General features: G+C 40.4%; 11 protein-coding genes. 7 read left to right on the plus strand and 4 right to left on the minus strand.

Annotation, left to right across the window (positions count from 1 at the left end):
• Positions 1–109: 109 nt before the first annotated feature.
• Complete coding sequence (locus tag J8L86_RS14245; RefSeq protein ID WP_211030865.1) at positions 110–2,116, plus strand: sodium:proton antiporter; 2,007 nt, start codon at positions 110–112, stop codon at positions 2,114–2,116.
• 89 nt (positions 2,117–2,205) lie between these two features.
• Here J8L86_RS14245 and bcp read toward each other — a convergent pair whose 3' ends face one another.
• Positions 2,206–2,676, minus strand: coding sequence for a thioredoxin-dependent thiol peroxidase (gene bcp, locus J8L86_RS14250; protein ID WP_065108226.1), 471 nt, complete (start codon positions 2,674–2,676; stop codon positions 2,206–2,208).
• A 22-nt stretch (positions 2,677–2,698) separates the two neighbouring features.
• Positions 2,699–3,226 (minus strand): ACT domain-containing protein, encoded by a 528-nt coding sequence (locus tag J8L86_RS14255; RefSeq protein ID WP_055025876.1) that lies wholly within the window; start codon positions 3,224–3,226, stop codon positions 2,699–2,701.
• Between the two features lie 355 nt (positions 3,227–3,581).
• On the opposite strand from J8L86_RS14255, the gene dapA reads away from it, so the two are divergent.
• The 5 genes from dapA to J8L86_RS14280 all read left to right on the plus strand — a co-directional run bounded on the left by dapA (position 3,582) and on the right by J8L86_RS14280 (position 10,533).
• Complete coding sequence (gene dapA, locus J8L86_RS14260; protein WP_211030866.1) at positions 3,582–4,469, plus strand: 4-hydroxy-tetrahydrodipicolinate synthase; 888 nt, start codon at positions 3,582–3,584, stop codon at positions 4,467–4,469.
• Positions 4,470–5,570, plus strand: coding sequence for an outer membrane protein assembly factor BamC (gene bamC, locus J8L86_RS14265; RefSeq protein ID WP_055025878.1), 1,101 nt, complete (start codon positions 4,470–4,472; stop codon positions 5,568–5,570).
• Between the two features lie 322 nt (positions 5,571–5,892).
• Positions 5,893–6,975: an efflux RND transporter periplasmic adaptor subunit gene (locus J8L86_RS14270; protein WP_065108224.1), complete on the plus strand. Its 1,083-nt coding sequence runs from the start codon at positions 5,893–5,895 to the stop codon at positions 6,973–6,975.
• Positions 6,972–10,064 carry an efflux RND transporter permease subunit gene (locus J8L86_RS14275; RefSeq protein WP_055025880.1) on the plus strand — a complete coding sequence of 1,031 codons (3,093 nt, stop codon included), beginning with the start codon at positions 6,972–6,974 and terminating at the stop codon, positions 10,062–10,064. The genes J8L86_RS14270 and J8L86_RS14275 overlap by 4 nt, the downstream gene beginning before the upstream one ends.
• A gap of 133 nt (positions 10,065–10,197) precedes the next feature.
• Positions 10,198–10,533, plus strand: a complete 336-nt coding sequence (locus J8L86_RS14280) for a Fis family transcriptional regulator (RefSeq protein WP_211030867.1) — start codon at positions 10,198–10,200, stop codon at positions 10,531–10,533.
• Positions 10,534–10,588: 55 nt separating this feature from the next.
• Here the strand turns inward: J8L86_RS14280 and J8L86_RS14285 are convergent, their stop codons facing one another.
• Complete coding sequence (locus J8L86_RS14285; protein ID WP_211030868.1) at positions 10,589–11,569, minus strand: DUF1254 domain-containing protein; 981 nt, start codon at positions 11,567–11,569, stop codon at positions 10,589–10,591.
• A gap of 304 nt (positions 11,570–11,873) precedes the next feature.
• Complete coding sequence (gene fadE, locus J8L86_RS14290; protein ID WP_065108220.1) at positions 11,874–14,321, minus strand: acyl-CoA dehydrogenase FadE; 2,448 nt, start codon at positions 14,319–14,321, stop codon at positions 11,874–11,876.
• Positions 14,322–14,562: 241 nt separating this feature from the next.
• On the opposite strand from fadE, the gene J8L86_RS14295 reads away from it, so the two are divergent.
• A complete protein-coding gene (locus tag J8L86_RS14295) occupies positions 14,563–15,339 on the plus strand; it encodes a class II glutamine amidotransferase (protein ID WP_055025884.1) in 777 nt (258 codons plus the stop codon).
• Positions 15,340–15,525 lie beyond the last annotated feature (186 nt).

Raw genomic sequence — 15,525 nt, forward strand, 5'->3', positions numbered from 1 at the left:
TCAAACTGTCAATTACCGCTTGCTCTATAATCACATTTAGTATTTTATTAAAGGTATTAGCGTCAACATTTGATGGCATAAGTATTTAGTGTCTTTATAAGGAAATAACATGGTAGAACACATCACAGGCATGCTTGCGTTAATTGGCGTCTTGTCTCTATTGTGTCAATGGTTAGGTTGGAAGTTTCGTTTACCCGCTATTTTACCGCTACTTCTTTGCGGGTTATTACTTGGCCCAGGTCTAGATATATTAAATCCAGATGCCATTTTTGGTGATTTACTTTTCCCTATCATTTCGTTAGGTGTGGCGGTCATTTTATTTGAAGGCGCACTGACACTTAATTTTAAAGAAATCAAAGATCACGGCAGAATGGTGACCAATTTAGTGACTTTTGGTGCTTTTATTACATGGGCTTGTATTGCACCAGCAGCACATTGGTTATTAGGTTTTGAGTGGCCTATGGCTATGTTGTTTGGCGCATTAGTTGTTGTTACGGGCCCAACAGTGATTGTTCCCATGCTGCGCACCGTACGACCTAAATCAAACCTTGCCAGCATATTACGCTGGGAAGGTATCGTTATTGATCCTATTGGGGCGATTCTCGCTGTTCTGGTTTATGAGTATATTGCTGTCGCCGCTGCAGCAGATCCTACGACGCATGTTTTGTCAGCTTTAGGAATGACACTTTTACTTGGTTTTGGCATGGGCGCCATTGCAGGCTACCTCATCGGTATTGCGCTAAGAACCAATGTATTTCCCCATTATCTAAAAAATACCGCAGTATTAACCATCATGCTGGGTATGTTTGTTGGATCGAACTTGCTTCAAGAAGAATCGGGGTTATTGACGGTGACGGTCATGGGGATATGGCTTGCCAATATGCGTGGCGTCGACATTGCCGATATTTTAGAGTTTAAAGAAACACTTACTGTACTGTTGATTTCGGCACTGTTTATTTTACTCGCCGCACGATTAAATTCGACAGCGATGTTGGATCTAGGATGGGGAGGCGTCGGTGTATTATTGGTCGTTTTATTTATTGCCCGTCCGCTGAGTATTTGGATTTCAGGAATTGGGACAAGTTTATCTCGGGCTGATAAATGGTTCTTAAGTTGGGTAGCACCAAGAGGTATTGTGGCAGCTGCCATATCATCACTCTTTGCTATTAAATTGGAAGCCATTGGCGTTAACGGAGCAAGTTCAATCGTACCGTTAGTGTTCTTGATCATTATTGGCACTGTGGTTATTCAAAGTCTTACTGCGAGCCCTTGGGCTAAGTTTTTGGGGGTTAAGGCTGACTCATCTCAGGGATTGCTATTATTTGGCGCGTCTAAGTTTTCTCGAGAACTAGCAAAAGTTCTGACTGATAAAAATGTTAAAGTGGTATTGGCAGATAATAACTGGGACAACATTCGCCAAGCAAGAATGGCAAATATTCCGGTGTACTTTGGTAACCCTGCATCAGAACATGCTGAAAACTTTATGGATTTAAGTGGTATCGGCAGAGTGCTAATTCTATCGCCTTATCGACAATTAAACCCATTGGTAAGCTTTCATTTTCAGGATTTATTTGGCGTTAAAAAAGTATACGGCCTAAATAACGCCGAAGGTGGTAGCGCAAGACACCAATTGTCAGAATCATATTTAAAACGATTATGTTTATTTGGGGAGTCTGTATCATATGCCCGCATTGCGAGCTATATGTCAAAAGGCGCAGTAATTAAAGTGACTAACATTACCGAAAACTTCACCTTGACTCACTTTAGGGAGCGTTACGGTGAAACCGCAATGCCACTGATATATTTAACCAAAGAGCAAAAAGTTAAAATTGTCACAGGTGAAGACACTGACTTACCCGTTGGAATTGAGTTAATTAGCCTGTTACCACAAGAAGCGCAAGAGCAAGCGATTATTCAACGTAATTTAGCTGAAGCAGAAGAACAAGCCAATAAAGCTGCTCAAAAGACCCTTGACTCACAAGAGCAAACAGCAGAGCTAAACAATGAAGAAGCACCAACTGATCAAACGTTAACTGCAGTTGATTCAGAAGGTGATGCAGAAGCTGACACTTCAGTGAATAATGCAATTAATGAAAAGGACGCAACAAAGCAATAGTTTTGTAGATTAAACGTCATTATTACCAACAAAAAAAGCTTCGTCGAAACGAAGCTTTTTTATTGAGGTTTTCACTCGATATCTTAGTGTTATTGCTGAGCTAATACCGAAAGGACCACTTCATGGTGATTTTTAGTTTTGAACTTGTCGAATACATGGGCAACTTTGCCATCTTGGCCAATCAAAAAGCTTAAACGATGGATACCGTCGTAAATTTTACCCATAAATTTCTTTTCACCCCATACACCAAATGCATCGGCAACAGCGTGGTCTTCATCGCTAAGTAGTGAGAAGTTTAATTCTTGCTTGTCATTAAATTTAAGCAGCTTGGCCACGGGATCTGGACTTAAACCGAAAACCGTAACATTGTGATTTGCTAACTCAGCTTTACTGTCACGTAAGCCTTGTGCCTGTACTGTGCAACCGGGTGTTGATGCTTTTGGGTAAAAATAAACTAATACTGGCCCATTTTTTAATGCATCACTTAACGATACGGTTTCATCAAACTGATTTTGTAAGCTAAATTGCGGTGCTGAATCACCAACGGTTAGGGTATTCATTAATAGTCCTTATTTTGATTACTTATTTTTCACTTGCTTGCATGTGATTGATTGAACAATCTAGCGAAAGTTCTGCTGCGAGTTCATGGATACTGTTTTCAAGCTTAACCAGATCAACTTTTTCAGGCACATTGATGGTGAATAAAATTGTCTGAGTGAGATTATCGTCATCAGCGTGAGAACGAACTGCGGCTAAATCCAGTGAGCGGTCGGCAAGAAACTCGGTAATACGCTTCATGGTACCGCGCTGATCTTGCCCATTTACACTAACTTCAATTCGTGAAATGAAATTCTTAGGGGTGTGCTTAGAGGTACGCTTCATTACCATCAATAATTCAAGCTCAACACTTAAACCAGGTAATAGAGTTTCTATCTTAGTGATGGCAGCCCACGAGCCAGAAATCATCATGATTAAGGTGAATTCGTTTCCGAATAAAGCCATGCGGCTATCAACGATGTCACATTCACATTCACTGGCTAAACGGGATAGACGACTAACTAAACCTGGGCGATCAGCACCCATAGCAGTAACGACCAGATAGTTGGTCATGGATTTTCCTCACTTTTTCGATATCATAGAGCGTAAACTAGCGAGCTAACGCAAAGTTTTTTTGCGGGTTGTAATGCTACCATAACTAAAAGAAAACCACATAAGTATGTGTGTATTTGCCTTTAATCTGTTTGAATTATGACTAGTTTAGTGAATATATTTTAATAACTGTTGATTTATAAGGAAATAAAGTTTATTTCTTCTGTAAACAACGTTGATATTTACGCAAATTATTAGCCTATTTTTGGCGAATAGTGAAACGTTTTAGATAAATGCATTTAAGAGCCCCGTTAATGCTTGTCATTAGTAGTAGGCATAAGTAACATAGCGAATCCTGAAACCTTGGGGAATTTAGATGATAAACGGAAGCATCGTTGCCTTAATCACACCAATGAATAGTGATGGCACAGTAGATTACGCGAGTCTTGAAAGGCTGGTAGAGTTTCATATTGACCAAGGCACAGATGCGATTGTCGCCGTTGGGACAACAGGTGAGTCAGCGACTTTACCGATGAAAGAACATGCACAAGTTGTAGCGCAAACGGTTAAGTTTGCAGCAGGACGCATTCCTGTTATTGGCGGAAATGGCGCCAACGCCACTGCCGAAGCTATTGAGCTGACTCAATCTATGGCCGATTCAGGCATCGTAGGCATGTTAGGCGTGACCCCATATTACAATAAGCCAACGCCAAAAGGGCTTATTGCACATTATAAAGCCGTTGCAGCTTGCACAGATATTCCTCAGATTTTATATAATGTACCCGGCAGAACTTCTGTTGATATGTTACCTGAAACCGTCGCTGAATTAGTCTCAGTACCAAATATTATCGGTGTTAAAGAAGCCACTGGCGATTTAACCCGTGTCGCTAAATTGCGTGAATTATGTGGTAATGATTTTAAGCTTTACAGTGGCGATGATGCTACGGCTAGAGATTTCTTATTACTTGGTGGTGATGGGGTCATTTCCGTTGCCAACAATATCGTTCCAAAATCCTTTAAGGCTATGTGCGAAGCTGCACTGGCTGGCGATTTAGCGTTATCAGAAAGTATAAACCAGCCAATGAAAGGTTTATATGAACACTTGTTCTGTGAAGCAAACCCAATTCCTGTGAAATGGGCCGCTCATCAAATGGGTTTAATTAGCCAAGGACATATTCGTTTACCTTTAACTGAACTTTCTGAGCAGTTTCATGGTCTGTTGTTAGAAGCGATGAAGCAAGCCCAGATAGAGGTAAACCAATAAATGTTGAAGCAAGTCACCCCAATTCTCGTTATAGCAGCACTATCTGCATGTAGCACTCCGACAGATCGACGTATTGCAAATGGCAATGATGACTTTGTTAATGCCAAAGCTGCGCCGTTATTAATCATACCTGAAGGGCTTAAAACACCAACTTATGGCAAAGAGTATGATATTCCTGAGCCAGGTAGTGAAGTTAATAAAGAACTGGTTGGTAAGCGTTTAGATATTCGTCCTCCATTACTTGTATTGCCGATGTCTGAAGGCACACGTGTGGAAGAGGGCAGCGATAATATTAAAGTTATCGTTGAATCTATCGCAACAACTAAAGACTTAAAACAAGAAGTGTTTGAAAACTTAAAAGGCTTCTTAAATAAGTACGAAGTGCCAATTGAAAAAGAAGATTACGAAGAAGGCGTTATAGAAACAGGCTGGATTGAAAACCGTGAGGTGATTGATTCAAGTTGGTTTGGTGAAGATAAAGTTTACTTATTACGCCAACGCTACCGTTACGATGTTGATGTTAGTCCTCATGGCCGTTCAGGTAGTATGAGCATAGATCTTATCGAACATGAAGAATCTTACGACGGTGAAGATCAAGAAGTATTCTTAAGTGGTGAAGATAAACGTCGCTACACAATAGATATGCTGAATAACTCTATTGCTTACATGAGTATTACTCGTGATAAGCAAATTAAAGCTGACCGTATCGAGCAGAGTCTAGGTATTACTTTAGATTTAGTGGCAGAAACTGAAGATAAAGGTGCTTATTGGATTGCTGAAGCGGATTACAGTAAAACTTGGGACCGTCTACGAATAGTTTTACCAGAGCTTGGTTTTGATATAGTCGATATGAATAATGCTGAAGGCTTATTTTATATCGTGCTTGAAGAAAGCGGAGGATTCTGGAGCTCATTATGGGGTGATGAAAAGTTACCTTTAGAGCGCGGTAATTACCGTGTTGAACTAGAGCCTACAGAAGATAAACAGCAAACGAAGATTTTTGCTAAAAATGCGGTAGGTGATCCATTATCAAATGAAGTCATCACTGAAGTATACCGAGTACTTAGCGATGCCATGGAAGCTGACCGTAAGGTGAGATAATCACCCATTATTGTTTGTTTTGCTTCACAGACATACATACTTACAAAGAGACACATTTATGTGTCTCTTTTTTTTTATGCTAGAAATGCCAATTGAGTTGGCGAAAACGCTAGGTTTACATGACAGGTTAGGATAATTCACCAAAAGTGAACTTAGATTCAGGTTATTTCGTACTGAAGTTGAATGTTAATTAAATGTGTAATTTGTAAGTAAAGGTAAAACGCCTTGATACCGGGTTACCGCTAGGTAAACTAACGTTTGCCACAAAACTGATACTCGCTAACATCAAACCTCTTTCGATAGAGGGATGAACGGAATAACGATGAAAAAAACAATTATATTACTCGTAGCATTAGCTCTGGCTTGGTTTGGTTATCAATCAACCATGGCTCCTGAAAAATCTAATCAACGTGTCAAACCTATCCCTAATGTCGTTGTGGCTAAAGTTGCCATGCTTCCTGTCCGTGACGAAGTTGAAGCGATTGGAACAAACAAAGCGTTTGAATCAATAACCATTACCCCGAAAGTCACTGAGCAGGTCGCAAGCATTAATTTTAATGATGGTGATATTGTTTCTAAAGGTGATTTGTTAGTACAACTAAGAAATCGTGAGCAAGTTGCAAAAGTAAGAGCTGCTGAAGTCAAAGTTACTGATAACCTTCGTGAACTTGACCGTATTAGAAGCCTAGTAACCAGTAAAACGGTTGCTGAGCTTGAAAGAGACAGACTTCAAACATTAATTGACACCACCAGAGCGGAACTTGAACAAGCTAAAGCGGCATTAGAAGACAGAGCCATTCATGCCCCATTTTCTGGGCGCCTTGGTTTAAAGCAAGTGAGCGTAGGTAGTTTAGTTTCTCCTGGCACACAAATAACCACGTTAGATGATGTCAGTAAAATTAAACTCGACTTTTCTGTACCTGAGCGATTTATTCAAGAGTTACAGTTAGGCAAGAGTGTTGAGGCAAAAGCGATTGCGTTTCCTGATCGTATTTTTAAAGGCGAAGTCACATCGATAGATAGCCGAGTTAATCCATCAACCCGTGCTGTTATTGTTCGTGCGATTATAGATAACGCAGATTCTGCATTGTTACCGGGTATGTTGATGAAGGTGAAACTAATCAAGCAAAACCGTGAAACCTTGCTATTACCTGAGTCAGCCATTATTCCCATTCAATCAAAGCACTATGTATACATAGTGAATGATGAAAATATTGTTGAACGTAAACAAGTTTCTTTAGGTATTAGAAATCGTGGCTGGGTAGAAATCATTGATGGACTTGTGATTGATGAACCTGTGATTATTCGCGGCCTATTAAAGGTGAGACCTGGCGATGAGGTAAAAACAGAAGCAGCTGAAGCATTTAACTTTGCTAAGGTCGCCGGAGCGGAGAACGCCGCATGATATTAACTGATATTTCAGTAAAAAGACCGGTATTAGCCTCTGTAATTAGTATTTTGATTATCATTTTGGGTTTAGTGTCTTTTGAAAAGCTACCCTTACGAGAATATCCCAATATTGACCCGCCAGTTGTGTCTATTGATACCCGTTATCGTGGTGCGAGTGCCACGGTAGTTGAGAGTCGTATTACCCAACTTATTGAAGATAGGATTAGTGGGGTTGAAGGGATTAAGCATGTTAGCTCAACAAGCCGTGACGGTCGCTCTTCAGTGACGTTAGAGTTTGATGTTGGTCGAGATATTGAAGCGGCAGCTAACGATGTACGTGATCGAATCTCTGGATTATTAGACAATTTACCTGAAGAAGCCGATCCGCCAGAGGTTGAGAAAGCTAACGGTGGTGATGAAGTGATCATGTGGCTAAACCTTGTCTCTGATCAAATGACAACGTTGCAGCTTACCGATTACGCACGTCGTTATTTAGTTGATCGCTTTTCAGTCGTAGACGGTGTCGCCAATATTCGTTTAGGTGGCGGTAAAGTGTATGCCATGCGAATTTGGATTGATCGCCAAGCATTGGCATCTCGAAACTTGACGGTAGCGGACGTTGAATCCGCGCTTCGCTCAGAAAACGTTGAGTTGCCTGCTGGTTCTATTGAATCAAAAGAGCGTCACTTTACAGTGCGAGTTGATAGAAGTTTTAGAACCGAACAGGACTTTGCCAATTTAGTGATTACCCAAGGTGACGATGGTTACTTAGTCAAGTTGGGTGATGTCGCCAAGGTTGCAATCGGCTCTGAAGAAGAGCGTATTATGTTCCGTGGTAACACTGAATCAATGATTGGACTCGGTGTATCTAAGCAGTCAACATCTAACACGTTAGAAGTGGCGCGTGCGGCTAATGCACTAGTGGATGTAATTAATCCAACTCTACCAGCTGGAATGGAAATTAAACGCTCATACGATAGCTCAGTGTTTATCGAAGCTTCAATTAAAGAGGTTTATCAGACACTCTTTATTGCTATGATCTTGGTCATTATCGTGATCTATCTGTTCTTGGGTAGCGTGCGGGCGATGTTAATTCCAGCGCTAACCGTGCCTGTATCGCTCATGGGAACATTTATTGTTCTTTATAGTCTTGGCTACACAATTAATCTGTTAACGCTGTTAGCGATGATCCTTGCGATTGGTATGGTGGTTGATGATGCCATCGTGATGCTTGAAAACATTCACCGCCGTATTGAACTTGGCGACTCACCGTTGAAGGCGGCTTACCTTGGTGGTCGAGAAGTTGCGTTTGCCGTTGTTGCTACAACTCTTGTTTTGATTGCGGTATTTATGCCGATAAGTTTTTTGGACGGTGATTTAGGCAAACTATTTAAAGAGTTTGCTGTGACGATGAGCGCAGCGGTCATATTCTCGAGCTTAGTGGCATTAACCTTAAGCCCAATGATGTGCTCTAAATTATTAAAGCCTGCTGGTGAGAGCTCATGGTTAGTCAAAAAAGTTGATGCCTTAATGGATTATCTGTCATCAATTTATCAGTCGAACCTTAACTCCGCGATTAAGCAGCCGTATTTAATTGGTCTGATTGTGGTCGTTGCCTTTGCTGTCAGTGGTTATTTGCTTAATAAAATTCCGCAAGAATTTGCACCAAGTGAAGATAGGGGCTCAATGTTCCTAGTCGTTAACGGCCCTCAAGGTGCAAGTTTTGAGTATATTGAAAAGTACATGGATGAAATTGAAGGTAGGTTGATGCCTTTAGTTGAGTCTGGTGATATTAAGCGTCTGTTAATTCGTGCACCAAGGGGCTTTGGAACCGCGGCTGACTTTTCTAACGGCATGGCGATTATTGTTTTAGAAGATTGGTCTGTTAGACGACCTGCGAATGAAATTATTGTCGATATCCGTAGTCGAATTTCTGATTTAGCTGGGGTGAGAGCATTCCCGATCATGAGACAAGCGTTTGGGCGTGGTGTCGGTAAACCTGTGCAATTTGTATTAGGTGGCCCGAGCTACGAAGAGCTTGCACTTTGGCGAGATATGTTATTAGAAAAAGCCTCTGAAAATCAGATGCTCGTTGGGCTTGACCATGATTATAAAGAAACCAAACCGCAGTTAAGAGTGGCGATAGATAAAGATCGTGCTGCAGATTTAGGCGTGTCTATTTCACATATTGGTCGTACTTTAGAGTCAATGCTAGGGTCACGTTTGGTGACAACCTTTATGCGTGACGGTGAAGAGTATGATGTCATTATTGAAGGTAATCGTGACAATCAAAATACAGCCTCTGATCTTGAAAATATCTATGTTCGCTCGGATAGAACCAGTGAGTTAGTGCCGTTATCTAACCTAGTTAAGGTCGAAGAATATGCTGATGCAAGTTCGTTAAATCGATATAACCGAATGCGAGCAATCACCATTGAAGCGAATTTAGCGGATGGATACAGTTTAGGCGAAGCGTTAGATTACTTAAACGATATTGCCCATACTTATCTTCCAGCTGAAGCTGTCATCAGCTACAAAGGACAATCGTTAGATTATCAAAGTTCTGGTAATTCTATGTACTTTGTATTTGTTTTAGCACTCGGTATTGTGTTCCTTGTATTAGCGGCGCAATTTGAAAGCTATGTGCATCCAATGGTGATTATGTTAACTGTGCCATTAGCTACCTTAGGGGCATTAATCGGTTTATGGTTTACAGGCCAAAGCATCAATATCTACAGTCAGATTGGTATTATTATGCTGGTGGGACTGGCAGCTAAAAATGGTATTTTGATTGTTGAGTTTGCTAACCAATTGCGAGATAAAGGGATTGCTTTTGATGAAGCGATTGTTCAAGCATCGGCGCAGCGTCTAAGACCTATTTTAATGACGGGTATTACCACAGCTGCAGGCGCAATTCCTTTGGTGTTATCAAGTGGTGCAGGAGCTGAAACTCGTTTTGTGATTGGTGTTGTTGTGCTTTCAGGCATTTTATTAGCAACCTTCTTCACCTTATTGGTGATACCTGTAGCTTATAGTATTTTTGCTCGAAACAGTAGCTCACCTGAAGCTATCGCTAAACTGTTAGATGAAGAATTAAAAAATTAATTAGCCATTTAGCTTTCGGTTTATTAGGTAAAAGCCAGTTATATAAAACTGGCTTTTTTATTGCAAATTCATAAAGCTAAAAGGAAAGTTACTCGATGATTGTCGGAAAGGTTGCCAACGGAGAAGTGATGATATGAAAAAATCAGATAAGAAAATAGAAAAACAAATTATTCAAACACTGACAGAAGTTTGCGATAGGCTACTTGAGCTATATCCAGGTTTTGAATGGCTAACTCATACGGTTAATTTCAATGCATTTCCGACCTCATTAAAAGTCGTCTGTATTTTTGAAAATGATGCTCAACTGACAGATTTAGTGTTAAACAAGGAAGATGTTTATATCCAGAATTTGATTATCCATCAATTACAGCAGCAGGGCATTAAGCTGCAAACCAAACAAATTGTGTTTGATAGCGAAACACGTTGTGAGGCGCAGCATAATGGCAATTGGGCAAAGCGATTGAATTAATTTTCTTTGCTTAATTCAGTTCGTAATAATTAATCTTTTGATTAGGTAATTAACATTAATCTGCCTTTCTAATAAACTGAGTCATGTTGTAGCCATACTCACCGTTGCTCACCATGTCACTTGGGCCATAATGGCGCATCAAGACATTGAATTTGCCAGTGGTATTTCCTTCTAATACTGGAATATTATTTGGCTGGCCTTTACAACCAAAACGCAAGGTGTAAGTTCCATCTTTATTTTGCTTTGGGTTCATTTCACTTGATATATTGGCTACGTCATTAAACATATATCCGTCACCGTTATAAACAGTCGCTGACCAAAAGTATTTTGCTTCTGGATTGACGAATGTGGTTTCATAACATCCATTAGCGTCAAAATAGGGGCTGGTTTGATAAATGTTATCCATGACCATTGCGCCGCCCCAGCCACCTGCAACTCCAACATAGTTCATGTATGGAGTTTGACCGCTTTCAACATTACTAAAAGCACCAGCTTGGTAATAACCATCACTGAAATCAGCATTACCTTCTTCTTCAGTTTTTTGGAAAGATGGTTTATCCCAGTTTTTTGTTTTGAATGGCTTTGGTTTCGGCGCCTCTAACACAATATTGTCACGTAATTCACTATCAAGAGTACGGACTATGACGAATGCATGATCTGTCTTAGCGGTGATTAAGTGTCTGCCAGGCCCATATATCATTCGTTGTGTTTCATGGTTTTCATCGACGATTTGTATGGTGACATATTTATCCGTTTTCGGGATGGTGATATAAACCTTCCTGCTAGATAAATCGAAAACAGAAGTTGAATAAGCTGTATCTCTGTTCATTCTCACAACGAATTGCTGTGTCGGATCACTACTTGGAACTGGCATCTTTAAGAACGTGTTTAAGCCACCCGCTTTTTCAATTATCGCAGCAAATCTAAGGTTGGTGTAAGCCTGAGGGAAGTTATCTTGATTGACGATGATAGGTTCAGCGCTCACGCTGGTTGAGGTTAATATCGCAATAGCAGCAAGTTTGGATACAATTTTCATAGTTCTTCCTTGAGAGTAAGTGATCTGTTTAGAATCTAAGCTAACTCATTGGCGCAGTTATAACAAATGACAATTAAGCTAGTGCTAATTGGCTGACAACAAGGGAAATTTGTCTATTTGTAATAGAGTTAATTTAACAGGTGCTGTCAAAGCACTGCTTAATAGAATGGTTTCGATTGAATACACTGTATTCGGGTGCAAAATGAATGACTTTATGTACGTTAGCGGGGCATTTTTAGGTATAAAAAAGGGAAAGCAGATGCTTTCCCTTTGGCTTTAATAGACTAAAACAAATTAACTAGCATTACGCTGCTTGTATTTGATTAGCTACGGCAGCAGTTTTTGCTTCAAGTTCTTCTGGGTCAAAATCATCCACATTGATGGTTTTCAAACGCCCAACTTCAGCTCTTTCGAGTAAGGCTACTTCAGCATCGCTTAACACGCCTAGTGCTTTACCTTCTGCGGCAACCTTATCTAACCACATAAATGGTAGACGTTTGCCAGCTGCTTTACATACCTTGTCATACACTGGCTCAGAAGCCAGGATATCAAGTAAGGTTTGTTCTTGAATGCCCACAACGTTGTGCTCTGAAGGAGTCCAGAATTGGCCTTGACCTAAACGGTCACGACTCGCACATGGCGTTTGCATGATCTTAGAAACTTTATGATCAAGCACATCGCTAGGACGTTTTAATGGGCGACCGAATGGGAAGATAACAGCACGAAGTGCAATGCCAAGACCCATAGGGAAATTATCTAATAAATCATCAAGTGAGCTTTGTAGTTTATACAGTGAATCTTCTACTGCCCATTGAACTAAAGGTAAGTCTTCAGTTAAACGTCCTTCGTCTTCATAACGTTTTAAAGTTGCAGATGCGAGATATAGTTCACTTAACAAATCACCTAATCGAGCAGAAATACGTTCTTTACGTTTCAGGTTACCGCCTAAGGTTGCCATCGCTAAATCAGATAGCAAAGCTAGGTTGGCACTAAAGCGGTTCATATGTTGATAATAACGTTTTGTTTTATCGCTATAAGGTGATTTAGATAGTCGACTTGACGTTAACCCCATCCAAAAGCTTCTAACAAAGTTAGACATAGCAAACCCAATATGACCGAAAATGGCATTATCAAAGTTACTTAATCCTTTTCCTGAAGTGGTATCAAAAGCAGATTCCATTTCAGCTAATACATATGGATGACAACGGATTGCACCTTGACCATAAATGATCATTGAGCGGGTTAAAATGTTTGCACCTTCAACGGTAATGGCAATGGGTGCAGCTTGATAACCACGGCCTAAATAGTTATTGGGGCCGAGACAAACACCTTTACCACCATGGATATCCATAGCGTCAATAACGCACTTTTGCATTCTGTCGGTTAAATGGTATTTAACAATGGCTGAAATAACCGAAGGTTTCTCACCTAAACCAATACCAACAGTCGTTAACGAACTCACAGCATCCATCAGATAAGCGTTACCACCAATGCGTGCCATTGGCTCTTCAATACCTTCAAGCTTACCAATCGGTAATTTAAACTGACGACGAATACGTGCATATGCACCAGTTGCTAACGCTGCAGTTTTAACACCACCTGCAGAATTAGATGGTAGGGTAATACCACGACCTACAGATAAACACTCAACTAGCATGCGCCAGCCTTGGCCGGCCATTTCTGGACCACCAATAATAAAACTAAGTGGTACAAATACTTCATTACCGCGTGTTGGACCATTTTGGAACATACAGTTTAGTGGGAAGTGACGACGACCCGTTTCAACGCCTGGAATATCTGTCGGGATTAACGCACAGGTAATACCTAGATCTTCAGTATCACCTAATAGTCCATCTGGATCTCGAAGTTTAAATGCTAAACCCAGAACCGTGGCAACAGGGGCTAGGGTAATGTAGCGTTTGTTCCATGTAAGCTTCATGCCTAACACTTCTTCGCCTTCAAACTCACCTTTACATACAATACCAAAATCAGGAATTGCACCCGCATCACTACCAGCTTCAGGGCTTGTTAATGCAAAACAAGGAACTTCCAGTCCTTTAGCGAGACGAGGTAAGTAATGATCTTGTTGTTCAGGGGTACCATAGTGCTGTAATAGCTCACCAGGCCCTAATGAATTTGGCACGCCGACAGTTGACGCAAGTTCACTGCTCAGACCGGCTAATTTTTGTAATACACGTGATTGTGCGTACGCAGAAAACTCAAGACCACCGTATTTTTTCTTAATGATCATGGCAAAGAAGCCTTCATCTTTAAGGTATTGCCATACATCTTGTGGTAAATCAGCAAGTTCGTGTGAAACTTGATGTTGATTAACCATTTTACAAACGGTTTCAACTGGCCCATTGAGGAAGGCTTGCTCTTCTGCGGTTAATCGTCCTTTAGGGTAGTTATGAAGCTTGTTCCAGTTTGGGTTACCCGCAAACAGATCTGCTTCCCACCAAGTTGTTCCCGCTTCGATGGCTTCTTTTTCAGTAGAAGACATTTCAGGCATGATGCCTTGATAAACTTTAAGTAGTGGACGAGAGATAAAGTTTTGACGAAAAGACTTTATATTCAGTGGTAATGCGAGGGCTAAAAATACTATCCATGTTACACCACCAACAATATCTAATACGCTGCCAATGAACATGACAGCAGCTGCAGCGATTGTTGCCGTTAATAACGACACCCGCATGTAAGTTGCGGCGCCAAGAACTGCGATCATGGCGATGATCCAGGTAAGGGTAGTCAAAGTCTTTCTCCTTAAAGCCCTCAAAAAATTGAGCACTTACAAATTAATGATCCTATTCACAGAACTGAACGTGGTCAGACCTGTATCACATAAAATTAAACCTTACTGACCACGATTACAAGTTTTTTCAAACAATTGTTTAAAATATTTTAAGCAATAAATATCCACAAAAAGTTTTTCACTAGGTACAATAGTCATTAGGTAATTTTTTGACTTTTAAAACATTTTTAAGGCGTGTTTCATGTGTGAATTACTAGCGATGAGCGCTAATGTTCCAACTGATATTGTGTTTAGTTTCACAGGTTTAGCTGAAAGAGGTGGGGTGACTGGCCCACATGTTGATGGCTGGGGAATTACTTTTTATGAAGGTAAGGGCAGTCGAACTTTTAAAGATGCTTGCCCAAGTAGCGAGTCGCATATTGCGAAGTTAATTAAATCATACCCTATTAAAAGTGAAATAGTTGTAAGCCATATTCGTCAAGCAAATCGTGGATGTGTTTCTTTAGAAAATACCCATCCTTTTACACGTGAATTATGGGGGAAGTATTGGACTTATGCTCATAATGGTCAGCTTTCAGACTATCAAGATAAGTTTGTTGTTGAACGTTTTCAGCCTGTTGGGGATACCGACAGTGAATTAGCTTTTTGTTGGATTATGGAACAGGTGTTAGCTGAATTTGGCCATAAGCAACCAGAAGACATGAAAAAGGTCTTTAGTTTCATTTCAGGGCTTGCGGATGAGATACGTGCCTTAGGTGTATTTAACATGATTTTAAGTGATGGGGTTGATTTGATGACCTATTGCAGCAACAACTTATGTTATATCACTCGTCGAGCACCGTTTGGTAAAGCTACTTTGATTGATACAGACGTCGTAATCGATTTTGATAAAGAAACCACACCGAATGATGTTGTTACGGTTATTGCGACAAGACCACTGACCAATAACGAGCAATGGCATATATTATCGCCAGGCGAATGGAAGTTGTTTAGACAAGGTGAACTACAAGTCTGTTAACAATACTTATGGTTTTATACTGAACCTAAAATAGTCTGCTATATAGGGCGAATGATTTAACAGAGATTGTTTAACAAGCATTGTTTCTAAGAGGCTGTTTTAAGAAATAGCTTTTAAGAGATAGCTTTTAAGAGATAGTTGCTTCAGTGAATATTACTGACGAAAAGCAATTATCTCTTAAGTCAG

The sequence above is a fragment of the Shewanella sp. MMG014 genome, assembly GCF_018100775.1.
Taxonomy (GTDB): domain Bacteria; phylum Pseudomonadota; class Gammaproteobacteria; order Enterobacterales; family Shewanellaceae; genus Shewanella; species Shewanella japonica.

What these genes read in the sequence shown, in the direction of transcription:
- J8L86_RS14245 (WP_211030865.1), top strand. Translation starts at nt 110, where the DNA reads ATGGTAGAACACATCACAGGCATGCTTGCGTTAATTGGCGTCTTGTCT.
- bcp (WP_065108226.1), bottom strand. Translation starts at nt 2,676, where the DNA reads ATGAATACCCTAACCGTTGGTGATTCAGCACCGCAATTTAGCTTACAA.
- J8L86_RS14255 (WP_055025876.1), bottom strand. Translation starts at nt 3,226, where the DNA reads ATGACCAACTATCTGGTCGTTACTGCTATGGGTGCTGATCGCCCAGGT.
- dapA (WP_211030866.1), top strand. Translation starts at nt 3,582, where the DNA reads ATGATAAACGGAAGCATCGTTGCCTTAATCACACCAATGAATAGTGAT.
- bamC (WP_055025878.1), top strand. Translation starts at nt 4,470, where the DNA reads ATGTTGAAGCAAGTCACCCCAATTCTCGTTATAGCAGCACTATCTGCA.
- J8L86_RS14270 (WP_065108224.1), top strand. Translation starts at nt 5,893, where the DNA reads ATGAAAAAAACAATTATATTACTCGTAGCATTAGCTCTGGCTTGGTTT.
- J8L86_RS14275 (WP_055025880.1), top strand. Translation starts at nt 6,972, where the DNA reads ATGATATTAACTGATATTTCAGTAAAAAGACCGGTATTAGCCTCTGTA.
- J8L86_RS14280 (WP_211030867.1), top strand. Translation starts at nt 10,198, where the DNA reads ATGAAAAAATCAGATAAGAAAATAGAAAAACAAATTATTCAAACACTG.
- J8L86_RS14285 (WP_211030868.1), bottom strand. Translation starts at nt 11,569, where the DNA reads ATGAAAATTGTATCCAAACTTGCTGCTATTGCGATATTAACCTCAACC.
- J8L86_RS14295 (WP_055025884.1), top strand. Translation starts at nt 14,563, where the DNA reads ATGTGTGAATTACTAGCGATGAGCGCTAATGTTCCAACTGATATTGTG.